Origin of the sequence: Geodermatophilus saharensis (assembly GCF_900188205.1) — a bacterium.
Taxonomy (GTDB): domain Bacteria; phylum Actinomycetota; class Actinomycetes; order Mycobacteriales; family Geodermatophilaceae; genus Geodermatophilus; species Geodermatophilus saharensis.
Window position 1 is genome coordinate 676,183 of the sequence record NZ_FZOH01000001.1, and the last position, 19,402, is coordinate 695,584.

General features: G+C 75.6%; 18 protein-coding genes. 8 read left to right on the forward strand and 10 right to left on the reverse strand.

Annotated features, from left to right (window positions below):
• Window positions 1-37: 37 nt before the first annotated feature.
• Entirely contained in the window at window positions 38-850 is an 813-nt protein-coding gene (locus CHC04_RS03275) for a hypothetical protein (RefSeq protein ID WP_217897143.1), read from the reverse strand.
• An 89-nt stretch (window positions 851-939) separates the two neighbouring features.
• On the opposite strand from CHC04_RS03275, the gene nucS reads away from it, so the two are divergent.
• The 3 genes from nucS (at window position 940) to CHC04_RS03290 (ending at window position 3,781) form a co-directional block, all read left to right on the forward strand.
• Window positions 940-1,611 carry an endonuclease NucS gene (gene nucS, locus CHC04_RS03280; protein WP_089402419.1) on the forward strand — a complete coding sequence of 224 codons (672 nt, stop codon included), beginning with the start codon at window positions 940-942 and terminating at the stop codon, window positions 1,609-1,611.
• 76 nt (window positions 1,612-1,687) lie between these two features.
• On the forward strand, window positions 1,688-3,469 hold the full coding sequence (locus tag CHC04_RS03285; RefSeq protein WP_089402420.1) for a 3-hydroxyacyl-CoA dehydrogenase family protein: 1,782 nt from the start codon (window positions 1,688-1,690) through the stop codon (window positions 3,467-3,469).
• 105 nt (window positions 3,470-3,574) lie between these two features.
• Window positions 3,575-3,781, forward strand: coding sequence for a hypothetical protein (locus tag CHC04_RS03290; protein ID WP_245816945.1), 207 nt, complete (start codon window positions 3,575-3,577; stop codon window positions 3,779-3,781).
• Here the strand turns inward: CHC04_RS03290 and CHC04_RS03295 are convergent.
• The 6 genes from CHC04_RS03295 to mce form a co-directional block, all read right to left on the reverse strand.
• Window positions 3,778-4,440, reverse strand: a complete 663-nt coding sequence (locus tag CHC04_RS03295) for a class F sortase (protein WP_245816946.1) — start codon at window positions 4,438-4,440, stop codon at window positions 3,778-3,780. The genes CHC04_RS03290 and CHC04_RS03295 overlap by 4 nt on opposite strands.
• Window positions 4,437-5,300: a DUF4397 domain-containing protein gene (locus CHC04_RS03300; protein ID WP_089402421.1), complete on the reverse strand. Its 864-nt coding sequence runs from the start codon at window positions 5,298-5,300 to the stop codon at window positions 4,437-4,439. The genes CHC04_RS03295 and CHC04_RS03300 overlap by 4 nt, the downstream gene beginning before the upstream one ends.
• Window positions 5,301-5,403: 103 nt before the next feature.
• The gene (locus CHC04_RS03305) at window positions 5,404-6,339 is read right to left on the reverse strand and encodes a hypothetical protein (protein ID WP_089402422.1); all 936 of its coding nucleotides are present in this window, start codon (window positions 6,337-6,339) and stop codon (window positions 5,404-5,406) included.
• 59 nt (window positions 6,340-6,398) lie between these two features.
• Window positions 6,399-7,802, reverse strand: coding sequence for a hypothetical protein (locus CHC04_RS03310; protein ID WP_089402423.1), 1,404 nt, complete (start codon window positions 7,800-7,802; stop codon window positions 6,399-6,401).
• Between the two features lie 118 nt (window positions 7,803-7,920).
• Window positions 7,921-9,252, reverse strand: coding sequence for a crotonyl-CoA carboxylase/reductase (ccrA, locus tag CHC04_RS03315; RefSeq protein WP_089402424.1), 1,332 nt, complete (start codon window positions 9,250-9,252; stop codon window positions 7,921-7,923).
• 89 nt (window positions 9,253-9,341) lie between these two features.
• Window positions 9,342-9,782, reverse strand: coding sequence for a methylmalonyl-CoA epimerase (gene mce / locus CHC04_RS03320; RefSeq protein ID WP_089402425.1), 441 nt, complete (start codon window positions 9,780-9,782; stop codon window positions 9,342-9,344).
• A gap of 212 nt (window positions 9,783-9,994) precedes the next feature.
• Between mce and CHC04_RS03325 the strand changes: the two genes are divergently transcribed.
• From CHC04_RS03325 to CHC04_RS03335, 3 genes are read left to right on the forward strand one after another with little or no spacing between them, the layout of a single operon-like run.
• A complete protein-coding gene (locus tag CHC04_RS03325; RefSeq protein WP_089402426.1) occupies window positions 9,995-11,185 on the forward strand; it encodes an acetyl-CoA C-acetyltransferase in 1,191 nt (396 codons plus the stop codon).
• A complete protein-coding gene (meaB, locus tag CHC04_RS03330; RefSeq protein ID WP_245816947.1) occupies window positions 11,182-12,216 on the forward strand; it encodes a methylmalonyl Co-A mutase-associated GTPase MeaB in 1,035 nt (344 codons plus the stop codon). Before CHC04_RS03325 ends, meaB begins: the two co-directional genes overlap by 4 nt.
• A 54-nt stretch (window positions 12,217-12,270) precedes the next feature.
• Window positions 12,271-13,737 carry a phytoene desaturase family protein gene (locus CHC04_RS03335; protein WP_089402427.1) on the forward strand — a complete coding sequence of 489 codons (1,467 nt, stop codon included), beginning with the start codon at window positions 12,271-12,273 and terminating at the stop codon, window positions 13,735-13,737.
• A gap of 75 nt (window positions 13,738-13,812) precedes the next feature.
• Here CHC04_RS03335 and CHC04_RS23885 read toward each other — a convergent pair whose 3' ends face one another.
• On the reverse strand, window positions 13,813-14,694 hold the full coding sequence (locus CHC04_RS23885; protein WP_089402428.1) for an endonuclease domain-containing protein: 882 nt from the start codon (window positions 14,692-14,694) through the stop codon (window positions 13,813-13,815).
• 172 nt (window positions 14,695-14,866) lie between these two features.
• Here CHC04_RS23885 and CHC04_RS03345 point away from each other — a divergent pair, with 172 nt between their 5' ends.
• Window positions 14,867-15,400 (forward strand): MarR family winged helix-turn-helix transcriptional regulator, encoded by a 534-nt coding sequence (locus tag CHC04_RS03345; protein ID WP_089402429.1) that lies wholly within the window; start codon window positions 14,867-14,869, stop codon window positions 15,398-15,400.
• Window positions 15,401-15,434: 34 nt separating this feature from the next.
• Window positions 15,435-16,406, forward strand: coding sequence for a tetratricopeptide repeat protein (locus CHC04_RS03350; RefSeq protein WP_089402430.1), 972 nt, complete (start codon window positions 15,435-15,437; stop codon window positions 16,404-16,406).
• A 90-nt stretch (window positions 16,407-16,496) separates the two neighbouring features.
• Here the strand turns inward: CHC04_RS03350 and CHC04_RS03355 are convergent, their stop codons facing one another.
• Together CHC04_RS03355 and CHC04_RS23890 are read right to left on the reverse strand one after the other, a co-directional pair.
• On the reverse strand, window positions 16,497-17,891 hold the full coding sequence (locus tag CHC04_RS03355; RefSeq protein WP_089402431.1) for a neutral zinc metallopeptidase: 1,395 nt from the start codon (window positions 17,889-17,891) through the stop codon (window positions 16,497-16,499).
• Between the two features lie 48 nt (window positions 17,892-17,939).
• Complete coding sequence (locus tag CHC04_RS23890; protein ID WP_176449803.1) at window positions 17,940-19,325, reverse strand: neutral zinc metallopeptidase; 1,386 nt, start codon at window positions 19,323-19,325, stop codon at window positions 17,940-17,942.
• Window positions 19,326-19,402 lie beyond the last annotated feature (77 nt).

The window sequence follows — 19,402 nt, forward strand, 5'->3', positions numbered from 1 at the left end:
CACTCGCAGGCTCGCGGCGGGACCCTGCAGGGGGCCGTCACCGGACGGAGAGGTCGGCGCAGCCGGACTCGTGCGGCAGCACCGGCCGGAACGCCACCGACCAGCGGCTGCCGTCGGCGGTCACCCACGGGGTGAGCACGCTCGCCGACGCCGCCGCGCCGAGCACGTCGGCGGCCTGCTGCCCGGTCGCGGTCACGCAGCCCAGCCCGGCGCCCAGGGAGGTGCCGGGCAGCTCGGGGCCGGGCCAGGCGACCTCGGGCTGCGGCGGTTCCGGGTCGCCGGTGTACGGCTGCACGACGGCGGCCACCGTCTGCGGCTCGTAGGGCTCCGCCGGTCCGGCGGCCAGGGCGGTGAGCTCGTCGACCAGGTCGCGCAGCCGCCCGCGGGCCTCGGCCTGCTCGGGGGTCACGCTGTCGTCGGGCGTCTCGGCCAGCGCGTACACCTCCCGCACCGTCGCGCCCTCGGCGGTCACGAGGGTGAACCGGGTGGCGGCCGCGTCGGCCAAGGGCGGCGAGCCGAGGTCACCGGTCCCGGTCACGCCCGCCTCCACCGCCTGCTCGACCAGGTCGCGGACGGTGGCGTCGTCGACCCGGGTCACCTGCACGCTGGGCAGCGCCGGCGCCGGCCAGATCGCGATCTGCGCGCCCTGGGTGAGCACGCGGCCGTCGCCGTAGACGCTCACCAGCGGCAGCCGGGTCGCCAGCTCCTCCGGCGTGGTGAACCCGCCGGTGAGCGCCACCTGCAGCACCAGGCCGGCGGGCAGCGGGGCCGGTGACGGCGGCGCGGCGGCCTCCCCGCCGCGCCCCGCGCAGGCGCTGAGGACCAGCGCCCCGGCCAGCACGGACGCCACACGCGCCGCCGTCGTCGTCGCCACGGACCTGCCACGCCCGGCCCGGCTCGGCGGTTCCCGTCGTGACCGGACCGGTACCGTCGGCGCCCGTGCGCCTGGTCATCGCCCGCTGCTCGGTCGACTACATCGGGCGGCTCACCGCCCACCTCCCCATGGCCCCCCGGCTGCTGCTGGTCAAGGCCGACGGCTCGGTGTCGGTGCACGCCGACGACCGGGCCTACAAGCCGCTCAACTGGATGACGCCCCCCTGCACGCTCAAGGACGAGCTGGTCGACGGGGCGGGGACCTGGACGGTCACCAACAAGGCCGGTGAGCAGCTGGTCATCACCATCGAGTCGGTGGAGCACGACTCCTCCCACGAGCTGGGCGTGGACCCGGGTCTGCAGAAGGACGGCGTCGAGGCGGAGCTGCAGCGGCTGCTCGCGCTGCACGTGGAGACCTTCGGGGCCGGCTGGCAGCTGGTCCGCCGCGAGTACCCGACGGCGATCGGCCCGGTCGACCTGCTCTGCCGCGACGCCGACGGCGCGACCGTGGCCGTGGAGGTCAAGCGGCGCGGCGAGATCGACGGCGTCGAGCAGCTGACCCGCTACCTCGAGCTGCTCAACCGCGACCCCCTGCTGGCGCCGGTCAAGGGCGTCTTCGCCGCGCAGGAGATCAAGCCGCAGGCGCGGGTGCTCGCCCACGACCGCGGCATCGACTGCGTGACCGTCGACTACGCCGTCCTCAAGGGCACCGACGACCCCACCCAGCGGCTGTTCTGAGCCGGGCACCCAGCGCCGGTTCCCGCCCTCCCGGGTGCGACACTGCCCCGGTCAGGCGACGGGAGGAGACGGCAGCGTGGCCAGAGAACTGACCGAGGTCGGCGTGGTGGGCCTGGGCACCATGGGGGCGGGCATCGCCGAGGTCATGGCCCGCGCGGGCCTGTCCGTGACCGCCGTCGAGGTCGACGAGCAGGCGCTCGACCGCGGCCGTGCCCACGTCGAGCAGTCCACCGGCAAGGCCGTCGCCCGCGGCAAGCTCGAGCCGGCCGACCGCGACGCCATCACCGGGCGGATCCGGTTCACCACCTCGCTGGAGGACCTCTCCACCGCCGAGCTCGTGGTCGAGGCCGTCCCGGAGCGGATGGAGCTCAAGACCGACCTGTTCGGCAAGCTGGACAAGATCTGCCCGCCGGACACGATCCTGGCGACCAACACCTCCAGCCTGTCGGTGACCGAGCTGTCGGTGGCCACCGGCCGGCCGAGCAAGGTCATCGGGATGCACTTCTTCAACCCCGCGCCGGTCATGAAGCTGGTCGAGGTCGTGCGCACGGTCGTGACCGAGCCGGCGGTCGTCGAGGACGTCGAGGCGCTGGCCACCCGGCTCGGCAAGGTCGACGTGACCATCGGCGACAAGGCCGGCTTCATCGCCAACGCGCTGCTGTTCGGCTACCTCAACCACGCGGTCGCCATGTACGAGCACCGCTACGCCAGCCGCGAGGACATCGACGCGGCCATGCGGCTCGGCTGCGGCCTGCCGATGGGCCCGCTGGCGCTCATGGACCTCATCGGCATCGACACCGCCTACGAGATCCTCGACACGATGTACAAGCAGTCGCGCGACCGGCTGCACGCCCCCAGCCCGGTGATCAAGCAGATGATGACCGCCGGCCTGCTGGGCCGGAAGTCCGGGCGCGGTTTCTACACCTACGCCGCCCCGGGCTCGGCCGAGGTCGTCCCCGACGAGCGGACGCCGTCGGCGGGCAGCGTCACCGAGGGCGCCCGCCCGGTCTCGACCGTCGGCGTCGTCGGCTCGGGGACGATGGCCACCGGCATCGTCGAGGTCGTCGCCAAGGGCGGCTTCGACGTGCTGGTGCAGGCCCGCTCGCCGGAGAAGGTCGAGGCGGTGCTGACGGCGCTGCGGCGCTCGCTGGACAAACAGGTCGCCCGCGGCCGTCTCGACGAGGCCGAGCGCGACGCGGTGCTCGGCCGGGTCCGCGGGACCACGGCGCTGGACGACCTGGCCGACCGCGACCTGGTGATCGAGGCCGTCGTCGAGTCGCTGGCGGTCAAGCAGGCGCTGTTCGCCGCGCTCGGGGAGATCGCCAGGCCCGGCGCGGTCCTCGCGACCACCACCTCGAGCCTGCCGGTGATCGAGTGCGCCAGGGCCAGCGAGCGCCCCGGCGACGTCGTGGGGCTGCACTTCTTCAACCCCGCGCCGGTGATGAAGCTGGTCGAGGTGGTCAGCACCATCGCCACCGCCCCGGAGGTCGCGGCCACCGCGCACGCGGTCTGCGCACAGCTGGGCAAACACGCGGTCTCCTGCGCCGACCGGGCCGGGTTCATCGTCAACGCGCTGCTGTTCCCCTACCTCAACGACGCGGTGAAGATGCTCGAGGCGCACTACGCGACCGCCGACGACATCGACGCCGCGATGAAGGTCGGCTGCGGCTACCCGATGGGGCCCTTCGAGCTGCTCGACGTCGTCGGCCTCGACGTCGCGCTGGCGATCGAGCGGGAGCTCTACACCGAGTTCCGCGAGCCCGGCTTCGCCCCGGCCCCACTGCTGGAGCACCTGGTCACCGCCGGGTACCTCGGCCGCAAGACCGGCCGCGGGTTCCGGGACTACTCCGGCCGCTGAGTGGCCCGGCGGGGACGACGGACCGGCGGCGGGCGGCCGGGGAGCCGCCCTCCGCTGTCCGCTCGCCCCGAGCGGGTCGAGGAGGCCGGCGACGGCGACTGGGTCGTGCGGTCGCTGACCGGCGCGGCCAGCACCAAGCCCTACCGCTGCCCCGGGTGCGACCAGGAGATCCGGCCGGGGACGCCGCACCTGGTGACCTGGCCGGCCTACGCGCGCGACTCCGACCTCGACCCCTGGGACACCGACTCGGCGGCCGACCTGCGCCGGCACTGGCACGCTGCCTGCTGGCGCGCCCGGGACCGCCGCCGCTAGGCCGCCCGCGCGAAGACGACGACGTTGTCCTCGTAGCTGCGGGCCGAGCGGTCGAAGTCGCCGCCGCAGGTGACCAGCCGCAGCTGCGCGTCCGGCGTCGGGCCGTAGACCCGCTCGGTCGGGAACGCGCCCTTGGGGTGCCGCTCGACGGCGGTCACCGTGAAGCGCGCGGTGGTGCCGTCGGAGCGGTCGACGAGCACCTCGTCGCCGTCCGCGAGCCCGGCCAGCCGCGCGAAGACCGCCGGCCCCCGCGCCGAGTCGACGTGCCCGGCCACCACCGCGGGACCGACGTCGCCCGGTACCGGACCGGCGGCGTACCACCCCGCCACGGCGGGGTCGGCCGGCGCCGCGAGGGCACCCGCGGCGTCCAGGCCGAGCTCGACCAGGGTGCTGTCGACGCCGGCCGCCGGCACCCGTACCCGCACGGGCACCGCCGGAGCCGCCGACGGCTGGGCGGCGAGCACCACCGGGCCGGGGACGGAGGCCGGGGCCGACGTCGCCCGGGCGGGGGCCGGCGACCCGGGGACGAACAGCCAGACCGCGCCCGCGACGAGCGCCAGCACGCCTGCGACCACGCCCGGCAGCACCGCCGCGCCCCGGTGGCGGGTGCGGTACCGGGCGCCGCGCCGGGGGGCCCGGTGGCGGGCCGGCGCGGTCACCGGCCCCGCGAGGCGGCGTGCCTCGGCCGGGCCGCCGCGCGCCGCCTGGTCCTCACGAGGAGTCCCGCGCCGGCCGCCAGCGACCCCGCGGCGGTCAGGACGACCGGCAGCGACGGGTCCTCGGCGGGTGCGGTGCCGCCCGCGCCGGCCTCCACGCCGCCGCTCGGGACGACGGCGGGGCCGGCGGCGTCGAGCACGGCCCGCACGGTCAGGCCGCCCCCGGGCCGGTCGAGCACCAGCACGCTGTAGACCGAGCCCGCGGCCGTCTCGACCGGCAGGTCCGTGGCCTGCCCGCCGCCGGGGGTCACGGTGAGGCTCGTGGTCCCGGCGGGGACGTCGACGTAGCCGGTCGCGTCGGCGAAGGCGACGTCGTCGGCCACCTGCGGCCCGCCGGCCACCGCGACGTCGAGGGTGGGCGCCGTCGAGGCGGCCGCGACCACCCGCAGCCGCGACGCCCCGGCTGCCGGTGGTGCCAGGTCGTCCTCGAGGACCTCGAGCCCGACCTCGGCGAACGGGCCGACGCCGGCCACCGTGCGGGCGGTGCCGTCGCCCACCTCGACCGTCGTCGACAGCACCGGGGGTGCGTCCGGCGCGGCCCCCGCGGCGCGCATGCTGATCGCGTAGGTGCCGGCCGGCACGGTCTGGTACTCCGACACCGTGCCGTAGCCGACCGCGGTGAACACCTGCCCCGCGGCGGGGTCGGCGACCGAGTCGACGTAGACGTCGACCGCCGGCGTGTCGGGGGACAGGTGCGCCAGCCGCAGCAGGCCACCCTCCTCCGCGCCCGCCGCGGACAGCGGCAGCCCGGCCAGCGCGGCGGTCAGTGCCGCCACGGTCAGGACGCGGCCGGTCCTCGTCACTCGTGCCTCCCCCGTCTCAGGACCCGGCCGGCGGGGTCCGCACCGCGGCCGGGACGTCCCCACGTCTACCCCCTCGCCGGCGGGTGCGCACGCCGGGGTGGTGTCACCGGGTGGCGTCGGCGACCAGGGCGTCGGGGTCCGGGGCGTAGCGGAAGGAGACCAGCACGCCGTCGTCGGTCACCTGGACGTCGTCGGGCCGGAACGGCGGTCGCTGGGCCGCCAGCCAGGCCCGCAGCCGGTCGGCGGCCGCCGGGTCGTCGGGGACCGCGGCACCGCCGACGGCGTCGAGCAGCACCCGGCGGGCCGGTGTGGCGGCGCCCTCCTCGCCGGGGAGGACCGGGAACGCGGCGACGCCGACGCCCTCGCGGGCGGCGAGTGCGGCGAGCAGGCTGAGCAGCCGCAGGTCGACCTCGCCCGACCGCAGGACGTCGGCGGCCTCCGGGCCGGCGCCCGTGGTCGGGTTGGCCAGCAGCGCCTCGGCCAGCGACCGGCGCCGCTCGAGCTGCTCGGCGGTCGGCTCGCCCGGTCGCGGGTCGACCACGAGGAGCTCGCCACCGCCGGGCCGGTCGAACCGCGCGACGACGCGCGAGTCCGGGGGAGCCGCACCGGTCACGGCGAGCAGGCTCCCGGACGCGACGCCGGCCCCGGCGGGGCGCAGCCGGTCGGGTGGGACGCCGGAGGCGGACAGCTCCTCGCGGACGGCGTCCGCGGCGGCCAGGTCGGTCGTCGGCGGCAGGGCGGCGGACAGCCACGCGGCCGGCGTACCGGGCTCGCCGGCCGTGGGCGGGGGAGCGGCGGTCCCCGCCTCGCCGGGCGGGGCGCCGGTCAGCCGGGGGACCAGCGCAGCGGCGACGACGAGTGCGGCCAGCACCAGCGCCAGGAGGCCGCCGCGGACGAGCGGACCCGGCCGGGTGGACCGGTCGCGGTGCCGGGCCCGGTGCCCGAGGCGGGGGAGTGCCCGTGCCGGGGTGTCGTCGGGGTCGGCGTGGCGGGGCCCGGCCGCCGGACCGGAGCCGGCCGGTCCGGCGGCGTCGGGCACGCGTCCTGCCTACCGTGCCGCCGCGCGGCCCGCGCGCGGGAAGGCGTGCCCCCTGGGTGTCAGCGGCGCCCGGGGACGGCCGGCTGCCCGCCGGTGTCCTGCGGGCCGGCCGCGGGCTGCACCAGCGTCGGCGGGTCCGCCGGGGGCTGCTCCTGCCCGGCCGGGCGCTCGCCCTCGGGGACGCGGCTGGCACCGCCGGCGTGCCGTCCCTCGTCCTGACCGCCGGAGTGGATCGGGCGGATGGCCTGCGTCCGCTCCGGAGAGGTGTCCGGCTGCTGCACGGCCGGCTGGGTGGACGGCGCGCGGGTGGGCTGACGGGCGGCCGCGGCCTCCCCGGCGCCGGCGGCCGGCGTCTCGACGGTGCGGGCGTGCGTCGCCTGGCGCGGCGCGGCCTGCTGGCCGCCGCCGGAGGCCCCGACGCCGGGCTGCACGGCGGCCTGCGGACCCACCGCGGGCTGCATCCCCGTCTGCGGCCCGGCGACCGGCTGGACGGCGGTCGGCGGCCCCGCGGGCTCCCGGCGCGGCAGCCGCACCTCCTCGGTCGCCCCGGGCCGCGGCGGCTGGCTCTGCTGGGGAGCCCGGCCCGGCTGGGCCTGACCCTGCTGCGGCTGGCCCTGCTGGCCCCCCTGGCCCTGCTGCGGGGTCGCCGGGCGCGGCTGGTGCCGGTCGGCGAGGTCGGGCAGGGCGGAGAGCACCCGCCGTGCCTCGGTGAGCCGGCCGGTGAGCTCGTCCCGGATCCGGCGGATGGCGGCGGCCGAGGCCTCGGCCTCCCCGACGACGCGGGCCGCGTGCGCCTCGGCCGCGGCGACCCGGTCCTGCGCGGCCTGCACCGAGGCGCGCTCGCGCTCCTCCTCGATGCGGGCGGCCTCCATCCGGCGGGCGCGCTGGGCGATCTCGAAGTCCTCCTCCGCCTTGGTGCGGCGGGCCTGGGACTCCGCCTCCAGGCGGGCCACCTTCTCCTGGGCCTTGGCGACGAGCTCGTCGGCGCGGATCTGCGCCTTGGTGGCGATCTGCTCGGCGTTCTGGCGGGCCTCGGCGAGCATCCGCTCCACCTCGGCCCGGCCGGCGGCGTGCCGCTCGAGCATCGCCCGCTCCTCGGCGGCGGTCTGCTCGCGCAGCGCGCGCGCCTCCTGCTCGGCGGCGCCGCGGATGTCGGCGGCCTCCTCCTCGGCGAGCCGGAGCATGTGCGAGATGCGCTCGCTCATGTTCTCGAAGGTGGCCGGCCCGGAGGTGGCCGCCTTGCGGCGCAGCTGCTCGATCTCCCCGTGCATCGCCGACAGCTGACCGGCGAGGTCACCGGCGCGGCCGACGGCGGCGTCCCGGTCGGCGAGGGCGACCCGGATGTCGGCCTCGAGGCGCTCGATGGTCTCGGCGACCTGGTGGCGGTCGTAACCCCGCAGCACCACGTCGAACGAGTGCTGGGCCTCGCGCATCGGCAGCAGGTCGCGGCGGGGATCGGTCATGCGCTCATCCTCGCAGAGTCCGGGAGTGTCGTCAGCGTGTCCGGCGGACCGTGCGGTCCGCTCCCTCCGGTCCCCGCGGCGGCCCGGCCGGCCCCACCCGGCCGGGCCGCCGCCGGGCTCACACGCCGCGGAAGCGGTTGATCGCGGACAGGTGCCGCTCGCGCTTCTGCGCGTCCTTGACCCCGAGACCCTCCTCCGGGGCGAGGGTCAGCACGCCGACCTTGCCCTGGTGCAGGTTGTGGTGGACGTCGTAGGCGGCCTGGCCGACGTCGGCCATGGCGTAGGTGCGCGACAGGGTGGGGTGCACGAGGCCCTTGTCGATGAGCCGGTTGGCCTCCCACGCCTCCTTGTAGTTGGCGAAGTGCGAGCCGACGATCCGCTTGAGGTTCATCCACAGGTAGCGGTTGTCGTAGGAGTGCATGTACCCGCTGGTGGAGGCGCAGGTGACGATCGTGCCGCCCTTCTTGGCGACGTAGACGCTGGCGCCGAAGGTCTCCCGGCCGGGGTGCTCGAAGACGATGTCGACGTCGTCGCCGCCGGTCAGCTCGCGGATCCGCTTGCCGAACCGCTGCCACTCCTTCGGGTCCTGGGTCTGCTCGTCCTTCCAGAACCGGTAGCCCTCGGCGGAGCGGTCGATCACCAGCTCCGCGCCCAGGGAGCGCACGATGTCGGCCTTCTCGGGGCTGGAGACGACGCAGACGGGGATCGCGCCGCCGTTGAGGGCCATCTGGGTGGCGTAGGAGCCCAGGCCGCCCGAGGCGCCCCAGATGAGGACGACGTCGCCCTGCTTCATGCCCGCGCCGTTGCGGGACACCAGCTGCCGGTAGGCGGTGGAGTTGACCAGCCCCGGCGCGGCCGCCTCCTCCCAGGACAGGTGCGCCGGCTTGGGCATGAGCTGGTTGCTCTTGACCAGCGCCAGCTCGGCCAGGCCGCCGAAGTTGGTCTCGAAGCCCCAGATGCGCTGCTGGGGGTCCATCATCGTGTCGTCGTGGCCGGCCGGGTCCTCCAGCTCCACCGACAGGCAGTGGGCGACCACCTCGTCACCGGGCCGCCACTTGTTCACCCCGGGGCCCACCCGCAGGACGACGCCGGCGAGGTCGGAGCCGACCACGTGGTAGGGCAGGTCGTGCCGCTTGGTCAGCTCGTTCTGGCGGCCGTAGCGCTCGAGGAACCCGAAGGTGCTGACCGGCTCGAAGATCGACGTCCAGACGGTGTTGTAGTTCACCGACGACGCCATCACGGCCACGATCGCCTCGCCCGGGCCCAGCTCCGGGGTGGGGACCTCCTCGACGTGCAGCGACTTGCGCGGGTCCTTCTCCTTCGTCGGCATCCCGGCGAACATGTCCTGCTCGTCCTTGCGGACGACGACCGCCCGGTAGGACTCCGGTACCGGCAGCCCGCCGATGTCGGCCAGCTGGTCGGCGAGGATGGCGTCCCTGATCGCGTCCACGGATCACTCCCGGGTCTTCGTCGGCTCGGAGGGCGGTGCTGCGGTACGGGCGGTGCGGCGGCAGGTTACCGGCCGGTAACCGGCGACGTTCAGGAGGCCGGGGGGGCGGGCTCGACGAGTTCCACGAGCACGCCGCCGGCGTCCTTGGGGTGCACGAAGTTGACGCGGCTGCCCGACGTCCCCCGCCTCGGGGTGTCGTAGAGCAGCCGCAGGCCGCGCTCGCGCAGGGTGGCGGCGGCGGCCTCGACGTCGTCGACCCGGAAGGCCAGCTGCTGCAGGCCCGGGCCGGAGCGGCCGATGAACTTCGCGATCGTCGACTCGGGCGTGAGGGGCGCGAGCAGCTGGATGCGCGTCTCGCCACCGCCGACGGCGAGCATCGCCTCGCGGACGCCCTGCTCCTCGTTGGTCTCCTCGTGCACCGAGCGCACGCCGAAGGTCCGCGCGTAGAAGGCGATCGCCTCGTCCAGGTCCGGCACGGCGATCCCGACGTGGTCGACGGTGGTGAACAGCTCGGCGGGCAGACCGGTCATCGGGCCATGATGGCGCAAGACGTCTGAGACGACTCTCGGGTGTGGCGCGCATCACGCCGGCACGCCCGCCCGCCCGCCGGCCCCGGTCGGGCCGTCGCCCCGGTTGGAGAACCGATCTATCCTCGCCGCAGGCCCTGTCACCGCCCTGCGATCCCCGCGGGCGCGACCCGACCCGTCGCCGCCAGCGTCGGCGGCGCGCTCCAGGAGGCAGCATGTCCCGCTCGGTGATCGTCAGCGGCGCCCGGACCCCGATGGGCCGGCTGCTCGGCTCGCTCAAGGACTTCTCCGCGGCCGACCTCGGCGGCGTCGCGATCAAGGCGGCCCTGGAGCGGGCCGGCATCAGCGGGGACCAGGTCGAGTACGTGATCATGGGTCAGGTGCTGCAGGCCGGCGCTGGGCAGAACCCCGCCCGCCCCGCCGCCGTGGCCGCCGGCATCCCGATGACCGTCCCGGCGATCACCGTGAACAAGGTCTGCCTGTCCGGCCTGAGCGCCATCGCGCTGGCCGACCAGCTCATCCGCGCCGGCGAGTTCGACGTCGTCGTCGCCGGTGGGCAGGAGTCGATGACGCAGGCGCCGCACCTGCTGCCCAGCGGCCGCACCGGCACCAAGTACGGCGACGCCCGGCTCGTCGACGCCATGGCGCACGACGGGCTGACCGACACCTTCGACCAGGTCGCCATGGGCGCGCTGACCGAGCAGGCCAACGACCGGTACGGGCTGACCCGCGAGGAGCAGGACGCCTTCGCCGCGGAGAGCCACCAGAAGGCCGCCCGCGCGGGCAAGAACGGCGTCTTCGACGAGGCGATCACCCCGGTGCTCGTCCCGCAGCGCAAGGGCGACCCCATCGAGTTCCGCGACGACGAGGGCGTCCGCGCCGACACCACGGTCGAGACCCTCGCGCGGCTCAAGCCGGCCTTCGCCGAGGACGGCACCATCACCGCCGGCACCGCCTCGCAGATCTCCGACGGCGCCTGCGCGGTCGTGGTCATGAGCGCGGACAAGGCCGCGGAGCTGGGCATCACCCCGATCGCCGAGATCGGCGCCCACGGCGTCGTCGCCGGGCCCGACGCGACCCTGCAGAGCCAGCCCGCGCGCGCGGTCCGGCGGGCCTGCGAGCGGGAGGGCATCGACCCCGTGGACCTCGACCTCGTCGAGTTCAACGAGGCCTTCGCCGCCGTCGCCCTGGTCTCGACGCGGGAGCTCGGCCTCGACCCGGAGAAGGTCAACCCCAACGGTGGCGCCATCGCCCTGGGCCACCCGATCGGCATGAGCGGTGCCCGCATCGTGCTCGACGTCGCGCTGGAGCTGCGCCGTCGCGGCGGCGGCGTCGGTGCCGCCGCGCTGTGCGGCGGTGGCGGCCAGGGTGACGCGCTGATCCTGCACGTGCCCGCTCCCGCGTGACGCCCGACGGCCACGTCCTGGAGGGCACGGCCGTCGCGACGCCCGGCCCCGCCGCCCCGCGTGGGAGGCGGGGCCGGCGCGCGGTCGACGTCCCCGACCTGGTCGCCCGCGCCCGCGACGGCGAGGCCCGCGCGGTCGCCCGGTTGATCTCGCTGGTCGAGGACGCCGGTCCCGCGCTGCGCGACGTCGCCGCGGCGCTGACCCCGCACACCGGCTCGGCCCAGGTGCTGGGGCTCACCGGTGCGCCCGGCGTCGGCAAGTCCACGACGACGACGGCGCTGGTGCGCGCGCTGCGGGCCGCCGGCCGGCGGGTCGGCGTGCTCGCCGTCGACCCGTCCTCACCCTTCTCCGGCGGGGCGCTGCTCGGCGACCGGGTGCGCATGCAGGACCACGCCGGCGACCCCGGCGTCTTCATCCGGTCGATGGCCTCGCGCGGGCACCTCGGCGGGCTGGCCTGGGCGACGCCGCAGGCGCTGCGGGTGCTCGACGCGGCCGGCTGCGACGTCGTCCTGGTCGAGACCGTCGGCGTCGGGCAGTCCGAGCTGGAGGTCGCCTCGCTGGCCGACACGACCCTGGTGCTCGTCGCGCCCGGGATGGGCGACGGCATCCAGGCGGCCAAGGCCGGGATCCTCGAGGTCGCCGACGTCCTCGTCGTCAACAAGGCCGACCGCGACGGCGCGGACCGTACGGTGCGCGACCTGCGCTACGCGCAGTCCCTGGGCGGGCGGCACACCGGGCCCGGCGCCTGGCGGCCGCCGATCGTGCGCACGGTGGCCTCGCGCGGCGACGGCGTCGACCGGCTGCTCGACGAGGTCGAGGCGCACCGCCGGTGGCTGGCCGGCTCGGGGGAGGGCGCCCGCCGCCGCACCGAGCGAGCCGCCCGGGAGATCGAGGCGATCGCGCTGACCGGGCTGCGGGAGCGGATCGGCGAGGTGCGCGGGTCGGCGGCGCTGGCCGCGCTCGCCGGGGCGGTGGTGGCGGGGGAGACCGACCCCTACCGCGCCGCCGACCGGCTCCTCGCCTCCCTCTGACCGCGCAGCACCGAGCACCCGCGGGCAGACTGGCCGGGTGAACGGGGTCTGTCGATGAACGGGAAGCCGGACGCCGTCGTCGTCGGGTCCGGACCCAACGGCCTGGCCGCGGCCCTGCGGCTGGCGGCGGCCGGGCTGCGCGTGCAGGTGGTCGAGGCGGCGGAGCGGCCCGGCGGGGGGATGCGCACCGAGGAGCTCATGCGGCCGGGCTACCGGCACGACGTCTGCTCGATCGTGCAGCCGATGGCCGCGGCGTCGCCGTTCTTCCGCGAGTTCGACCTGCCCAGCCGCGGCGTGCGGCTGGTGCAGCCAGAGGTCAACTACGCCCACCCCCTCGACGGCGGCCGCGCGGCGGTCGCGTACCACTCGCTCGAGGAGACCGCGGACGGGCTGGGCCCCGACGGGGCCGCCTACCGCCGGTTGTTCGGGCCGCTCGTCGAGCACGGGCAGGACGTCGTCGACTACTTCCTCAACAGCCGGCTGCGCCGCCTGCCCACCCGCAGCGTGCCGCAGATCGCGCACTTCGGGCTCAACGGGCTGCCCAACGTCAGCTGGCTGGCGCACCGGTACTTCGAGACCGAGGAGGCCCGCGCGCTGCTCGGCGGCGCGGCAGCCCACGGCATGCTCGACCTGAGCCAGCCGCTGACCTCCGCGCTCGGGATGCTGCTGACGATGCTCGGCCACCACGTCGGCTGGCCGCTGATCGAGGGCGGGTCGCAGAACCTCGCCGACGCGATGGTGACCGCGCTGGAGCAGCAGGGCGGCGAGGTGGTCACCGGGCACCTGGTCACCGACCTGCGGGAGTTCGACGGCGTCCCGGCGGTGCTGCTCGACACCACGCCGGAGGCGTTCGTGTCGATGGCCGGCGACCGGGTGCACGAGGGCTACCGGCGGTGGGTGCGGCGGTACCGCCACGGCGCCGGCGTCTTCAAGATCGACTGGATCCTGTCCGACCCGGTGCCGTGGACCCACCCCGACGTCCGGCGGGCCGGGACCCTGCACGTCGCCGGGACGCTGGAGGAGACCATCGCCGGCGAGCGGGCCCCCAACCAGGGACGGACCACCGACCGCCCGTACGTGCTCGCCGTCCAGCCGACCGTGCCCGACCCGACCCGCGCGCCTGCCGGCGGCCACGTCTTCTGGGCCTACGTGCACGTCCCGCACGGCTCCGAGGTGGACATGACCGCGGCCATCGAGGACCAGGTCGAGCGCTTCGCGCCGGGGTTCAAGGACACCGTCGTCGAGCGCGCCACGAAGAACGCCGTCCAGATGGAGGCGTGGAACCCGATGTACCTCGGCGGGGACATCTCCAACGGCCAGGCGACCCTGCGGCAGATGCTCTTCCGCCCGGTGCCGCGGTGGAACACCTACAAGACGCCGGTGCCGGGGGTCTTCCTCGCCTCGTCGGCCACCCCGCCCGGGCCGGCGGTGCACGGCGCCTGCGGGGACAACGCCGCGCAGGTCGCGCTGCGGGAGGTCTTCGGCGTCCGCGAGGTGCCCCGCCTCCGCCCCGCCGCCTGAGGCTCCCCGCCTGCCCGTTGTCGACCTGGTGTCGTCTCAGGCGGACGGAGGCCGCGTCAGGTCGACGACGGGCGCTCACCCGAGCAGTAGTGCGGCGAGGCGCGCGACCACCAGGTCGGGATCACGCAGGTCCTCGGCGGTCACGAACACGACCCGCCACCCGGCGGCGGTCAGGCGGTTGAGCCGGGCGCGGTCCGAGGCCACGTGCTGAGGGCGTCCGTGCCACCGGCCCTCGTACTCGACGGCGAGCCGCTTCGCGGGCCACGCGAAGTCCACCCGCGCCACGAAGTCTCCGTTCGCGTCCAGGACGGTGTGCTGGGCGACCGGGCGGGGCAGTCGCGATGCGTGCAGCAGCAGTCGCAGACGCGTCTCCTGCGGTGACCCGGCCAGCCCGTCAGCCAGGTCGGCGACCCGTCGTGCCCGCCTGCAGCCCGACCCGGTCGCGGCCGCGGCGGCGGTGCGGACGGCCGCCAGCTCCGTCGCGCCGCACGCGACCAGGGCGTCCACCAGGACCACCGACTCGGCGAGCGGGACCGGCGCGCGTCCGATGTCGACGGCGGTGGTCGCGGGGACGGTGACCGGGATGCCGCGGCGGGTGGTGATCTGATCGGGCAGCAACGCCCACCGGCGGACGCGGACACCCGGGACGGTGCAGGCCGGCGACCCCGGCGGCACGGTCACCTCGACGTCGTCGTCCGGCCCGGCGGCGTCGACTCCCCACAGGACGGCGGCGCTGCGGCCGCAGACCACGGCGCCGGGGAGGAGCAGGAGGGCTGCCGCCCCCGCGCGCACCTCGTGGGTGAGCGCGACCGAGGAACAGGCGTAGACGTCGCGGAACAGGCGCTGCCAGGCGGCGCTGCGCAGCTGTCCCTTCGTCAGGTGTCCGGCGGCGACCTGCGCCGAGCCGCGGAACACGCGGCCGCGCAGCGCTGCCGGGGCGACGGGTCGAGTGGGCACCGCCGGAGGATGGCCGATCGGCGCAGCGCGGGCCCGGTGCTGTCCACAGGGCCGCCCTTCGTCGACCTGGTGTCGTCTCGACGTGATCGAGACGACACCAGGTCGACACCGCGCGGGTGACCGGTCGGTGCGGACACGGGGCCGCGGGCGGGGGGCAGGTAGCGTCGGGCGCATGGTCCGGGCGCTGGGGCTGCCGTTCGACCCGATCGAACGGGCCGGGGAGACCTGGGAGCAGCGCTTCGGGCCGGCGTCGGCGATGCGCGCCGCGACGTCGGTGTTCCGGGTGCAGCAGATCCTGCTCGCCCGCTTCGACGAGGTGCTCCGCCCGCACGGGCTGACCTTCGCCCGCTACGAGGTGCTGGTGCTGCTGACCTTCAGCCGCACCGGGCAGCTGCCGCTCAAGGTCATCGGCAGCCGGCTGATGGTCCACCCGACCAGCGTCACCAACGCCATCGACCGGCTGGCCGCGGCCGGCTACGTCGACCGCCGGCCCAACCCCGCCGACGGGCGCGGCGTCCTCGCCGGCATCACCGACCGCGGCCGCGCGGTGGTCGAGACGGCCACCGCGCAGCTCACCGCGCTCGACTTCGGGCTCGGCGACCTGCCCGACGCCGAGCAGGAGACGCTGTTCGCGCTGCTCCGGCGGGTGCGCCTGGGCGCCGGCGACGTCGCGGACGTCGATCCGGCGCCGTCCGCCGAGGGCTGACACCGCGCCGGCCCGCCGGTGGGATCATGGGGGCATGCAGCCCACCCGTCCCGGACGCCCCGACCCGCGCGCGCAGGCCCAGCAGGCACAGCTGGCCGCCTCCCTGGCCGGGGCGGTCGACCTCGCCGCCGTGAAGGCGCGCTCGGAGGCCGCCGCGCGTGCCCAGGCGGCCCCGCCCCCGAGCGCCGCCACCCCCGCGGGTGCCCCGGGCTCGGCGGTCGTGGACGTCACCGAGGCCACCTTCCAGACCGAGGTCCTCGACCGCTCCTTCCAGGTGCCGGTCGTGCTCGACCTGTGGGCCGAGTGGTGCGGCCCGTGCAAGCAGCTCTCCCCGGTGCTCGAGCGGCTGGCCGCCGAGGGCGGCGGCTCGTGGGTGCTGGCCAAGGTCGACGTCGACGCCAACCCGGCACTGGCCCAGGGCCTGCGCGTGCAGGGCATCCCGGCGGTCAAGGCCGTCTGGCAGGGCCAGCTCGTCGCGGAGTTCACCGGCGCCATCCCCGAGGAGCAGGCCCGCCAGTTCGTCACCGAGCTGGTGCGCGCGACCACCGGCGGCGCGGTCCCCGGGGCCGGTCCCGACGCCGAGGACGAGGGGATGGACGACCCCCGGCTCGACGCCGCCGAGGCCGCCCTCGACCGCGGTGACCTCGAGGCCGCCGAGGCCGCCTACGCCGCGATCCTCGAGACCGAGCCCGACCACCCGGTCGCGGGGCTGGCGCTGCGCCAGGTCCGGCTGATCCGCCGCGCCGAGGCCGCCGGCCCCGGTGCGGTCGCCGCCGCCGACGCCGCCCCCGACGACGTCGAGGCGCAGACCCGCGCCGCGGACTTCCAGCTGGGCACCGGCGACGTCGAGGGCGCGTTCACCCGCCTGGTCGACGTCGTCCGCCGGACCGCCGGTGACGACCGCGACCGCGCCCGCCAGCACCTGGTCGAGCTGTTCGACGTCGTCGGGCCCGAGGACCAGCGGGTCGTCGCCGCCCGCCGCCAGCTCATGGCCGCTCTGTACTGACCAAGGACCCCCTCCTCCCCACCACTCGCTCCGCTCGCGGCGGTGCCCTGGAGGGGGCCGAACTGCGGCCGGTCCCTTCGGGGGAGCCCGTCACACTCCGACGTCGCAGGACCCCGCGCCGTTGACGAAACCGGCGCGGAACAGGTCGACCAGCTGGAACCCGGTCAGCTCGACGTCGGCGAGCACGTCGGGGTCGTTGCCGTAGGTCAGCAGGAACTGCACGCTCTCGTCGATGTCGCCGGGGGAGATCCGCACGCTGGTCAGCTGCTGGTTGTAGACCTGCGCGGCGTACCAGCCTGTCAGGCAGACCGCCGACTGCAGCGCGGCGGTGTCGTCGGTGGACAGGCCCAGCTGGTCGCGGGCGGCCAGCGCGTAGGGGATCGCCACCCCGGTGACGACGGCGAAGTCGCCGAGTTCGTAGGCCTGGTCGGCGAACCGCTCGTCGTAGGCCACCAGCCCGTCGCCGTCCCCGCCGTCGGGGCAGTAGACCAGCGCGACGTCGGCGGGGGCGCAACCCGGTGGGCTGGTGGTGCCCTCCAGCTGCGGCTCGGCGAACTGCGCGTCGAGCACCTCGGTGAACGCGCGGCTCCAGAACTCCGGCAGCGAGCTCTCGATGAGGCTCAGGGTGTCGGGGAAGGAGGCGTTGCCGCCGGTGGCGAAGTCGGCGTCGCTGGTGAACTCGCCCTGGGTGAAGACCCGGTCGGGGCCGAAGTCGTCCCGGCAGGCCGTGGCGCCGTCGTCGAAGCCCTCCTGGAAGGCCGAGACGCGGTCGAAGTAGGAGCCGTGCGCCTGCTGCTCGCCGGTGCCGGTGCCCACCGGGTCGCGCAACAGGAAGTAGCCGCGCAGCAGCTGGTCGAGGTCGTCGGTGTCGATCGAGGAGAACTCGGCGTCGCCGGCGGCGACCCACGCCGTCCACGCGCCGGCCATGCAGTCGGCCTGCGTCTCGGTGGCGATCGAGGTCTGCGGGTACCCGACGCGGGCCTGGACGGCGTGGCCGTACTCGTGCGCCATCACCAGCTGCGGCAGGACCTCGCCGTACCGCGCGGCGAGCTCGCCGAGGAAGGCCCGGTCGTAGCTGATGGAGTCGGAGTTGGGCGCCTCCTGCGAGGAGCAGTAGAAGGCGTTGTTCTCCAGCTCCCGCGGGTCGGTGCCGCAGCCGATGCCGTCGGGGTAGAGCGAGGGGTCGACGTCGTCGGGGTCGACGCTGAAGTAGCCGCCGGTCAGCGGCGGGAACTGCTGCCCGTAGACGTCGGGGAAGCTCTCCGACCAGAAGGTCTGCAGGTCGGCCAGCGCGTTGCGGGCGAGGGTGTCGATCGGCCCGTCGGTGGCGCCGACGATCCGCAGCGTCCCGTCGTCGACCGACTGGGTGGGCATCCCCTGGGAGCGGGGGGTGCCGACGACGACGAACGAGCACGCCGACGTCACGAGGACGCCGAGGGTCAGCAGCGCGGCGAGGGCGCCCCGGGCGCGCACGGTGTGGCTCATCGGAGCCGCTCTACCCGGCTGGTGACGTGCTGGAACGGCCTCCCCTCGTCAGAGGCCGATGTCGCAGCCGACGCCGCCGTTGAGGAAGCCGTTGCGGAAGGCGTCGACCATCTCGAAGCCCGACAGCTCGGTGTTGGGGAAGACCCCGTCCTCCTGCCCGTAGGTGAGCAGGAAGATCGCCGCCTCGTCGACGTCGCCGGGGGAGAGGCTGCCGAGCTGGTCGAAGTCGCCGGTCCAGAACCGGGCGGTGTACCAGCCGGTCAGGCACACCGCGGAGGAGATGGCCGCGGCGTCGTCGATGGGCAGGCCGAGCTGGGCGCGCGCGGCCTGGGCGTAGGCGACGGAGATGGCCGAGGCGACGGCGAAGTCGCCGATGTCGTCGTAGGCCGACCCGAGCAGCTCGGCGTCGAGGTAGACGGTGTCGTCGGCCTCGCAGTAGCCCAGGTCGCGGTTCTCCGCGCCCATGTCGCCGCAGTCGGGGGCGTCGCCCTCGAAGGTCTCGATCGCCGGCTCGGTGAACTGCGCGCCCAGGCCCGGGAACACCGACTGGTAGAACGCCGGCAGGGTGGTGGCGACCAGGTCGACGATCTCGTCGGCGGGCAGGTTGCCGGCGTTGTCGAGGTCCTCCTCGGTGGTGAACTCGGTGGCGGTGAAGAGCCGGTCCTCGGTGAAGTCGTCGCGGCACGAGCCCACGCCGCTCTCGTAGCCGGCGTAGAAGGCCGACATCCGGTCGAAGCCGGAGCCGTGCGCCCGCTGGTCGTCGGGGTCGGTGCCGACCGGGTCGCGCAGGCCGATGACCCCGAGGACGACCTGGTCCAGCTCGGCGGCGCGCAGCGCGATGTGGTCGGCGTTGCCGTCGATCACCCAGCGGGTGAAGGCGCCGGCCAGGCAGTCGGCCTGCGTCTCGACGACGATCGTCGAGTCGGCGAAGCCGAACCGGCCCTGCATCGCGTGCCCGATCTCGTGGGCCATGACCGCCGGGCCGAGGTAGGGCCCGTAGGCGTCGCTGAGCTGCTGCAGCAGCGCGCGGTCGTAGGCGACGACGTCGCAGTTGGGGTCGTAGTGGGCGTTGTTGGCCACGCCCTCGGGGTCCTCGGGCGCGCGAGCACAGCCGATCCCGGTGTCCGGGTAGGCCGACTCGTCGATGTTCGTGGAGTCGACGGAGAAGTAGCCGCCGGTGATCGGCTGGTACTCCTCGCCGAAGTACTCGGGGTAGGCCTGCGACCAGAAGGTGTCCAGGTCGGCGAGGGCGTTGCGCGCGAGCCGGTCGGCCTCGGTGTCGGCGACGCCGGTGATCGGGAAGTCCGCGGAGGTGACGTCGACCGGCACGTCCGGGCCGCGGGACGCGGTGCCGGAGACGGTGCTCGTGCAGCCGGTGAGCAGCACGCTGCCCGCCGCTGCCGCGACGACGACGCGGCGCAGGACATGCCTCATGGAGCTGGTGTTCCTTCTCTGCCGGGGTGCCGGCACCCGGGGAACGGGTGCCCGTGGACCGGTCCGCGCCACCGGGG

What these genes read in the sequence shown, in the direction of transcription:
- CHC04_RS23890 (WP_176449803.1), bottom strand. Translation starts at nt 19,325, where the DNA reads ATGAGGCATGTCCTGCGCCGCGTCGTCGTCGCGGCAGCGGCGGGCAGC.
- CHC04_RS03325 (WP_089402426.1), top strand. Translation starts at nt 9,995, where the DNA reads ATGTCCCGCTCGGTGATCGTCAGCGGCGCCCGGACCCCGATGGGCCGG.
- CHC04_RS03355 (WP_089402431.1), bottom strand. Translation starts at nt 17,891, where the DNA reads ATGAGCCACACCGTGCGCGCCCGGGGCGCCCTCGCCGCGCTGCTGACC.
- CHC04_RS03350 (WP_089402430.1), top strand. Translation starts at nt 15,435, where the DNA reads ATGCAGCCCACCCGTCCCGGACGCCCCGACCCGCGCGCGCAGGCCCAG.
- mce (WP_089402425.1), bottom strand. Translation starts at nt 9,782, where the DNA reads ATGACCGGTCTGCCCGCCGAGCTGTTCACCACCGTCGACCACGTCGGG.
- CHC04_RS03310 (WP_089402423.1), bottom strand. Translation starts at nt 7,802, where the DNA reads ATGACCGATCCCCGCCGCGACCTGCTGCCGATGCGCGAGGCCCAGCAC.
- CHC04_RS03345 (WP_089402429.1), top strand. Translation starts at nt 14,867, where the DNA reads ATGGTCCGGGCGCTGGGGCTGCCGTTCGACCCGATCGAACGGGCCGGG.
- CHC04_RS03335 (WP_089402427.1), top strand. Translation starts at nt 12,271, where the DNA reads ATGAACGGGAAGCCGGACGCCGTCGTCGTCGGGTCCGGACCCAACGGC.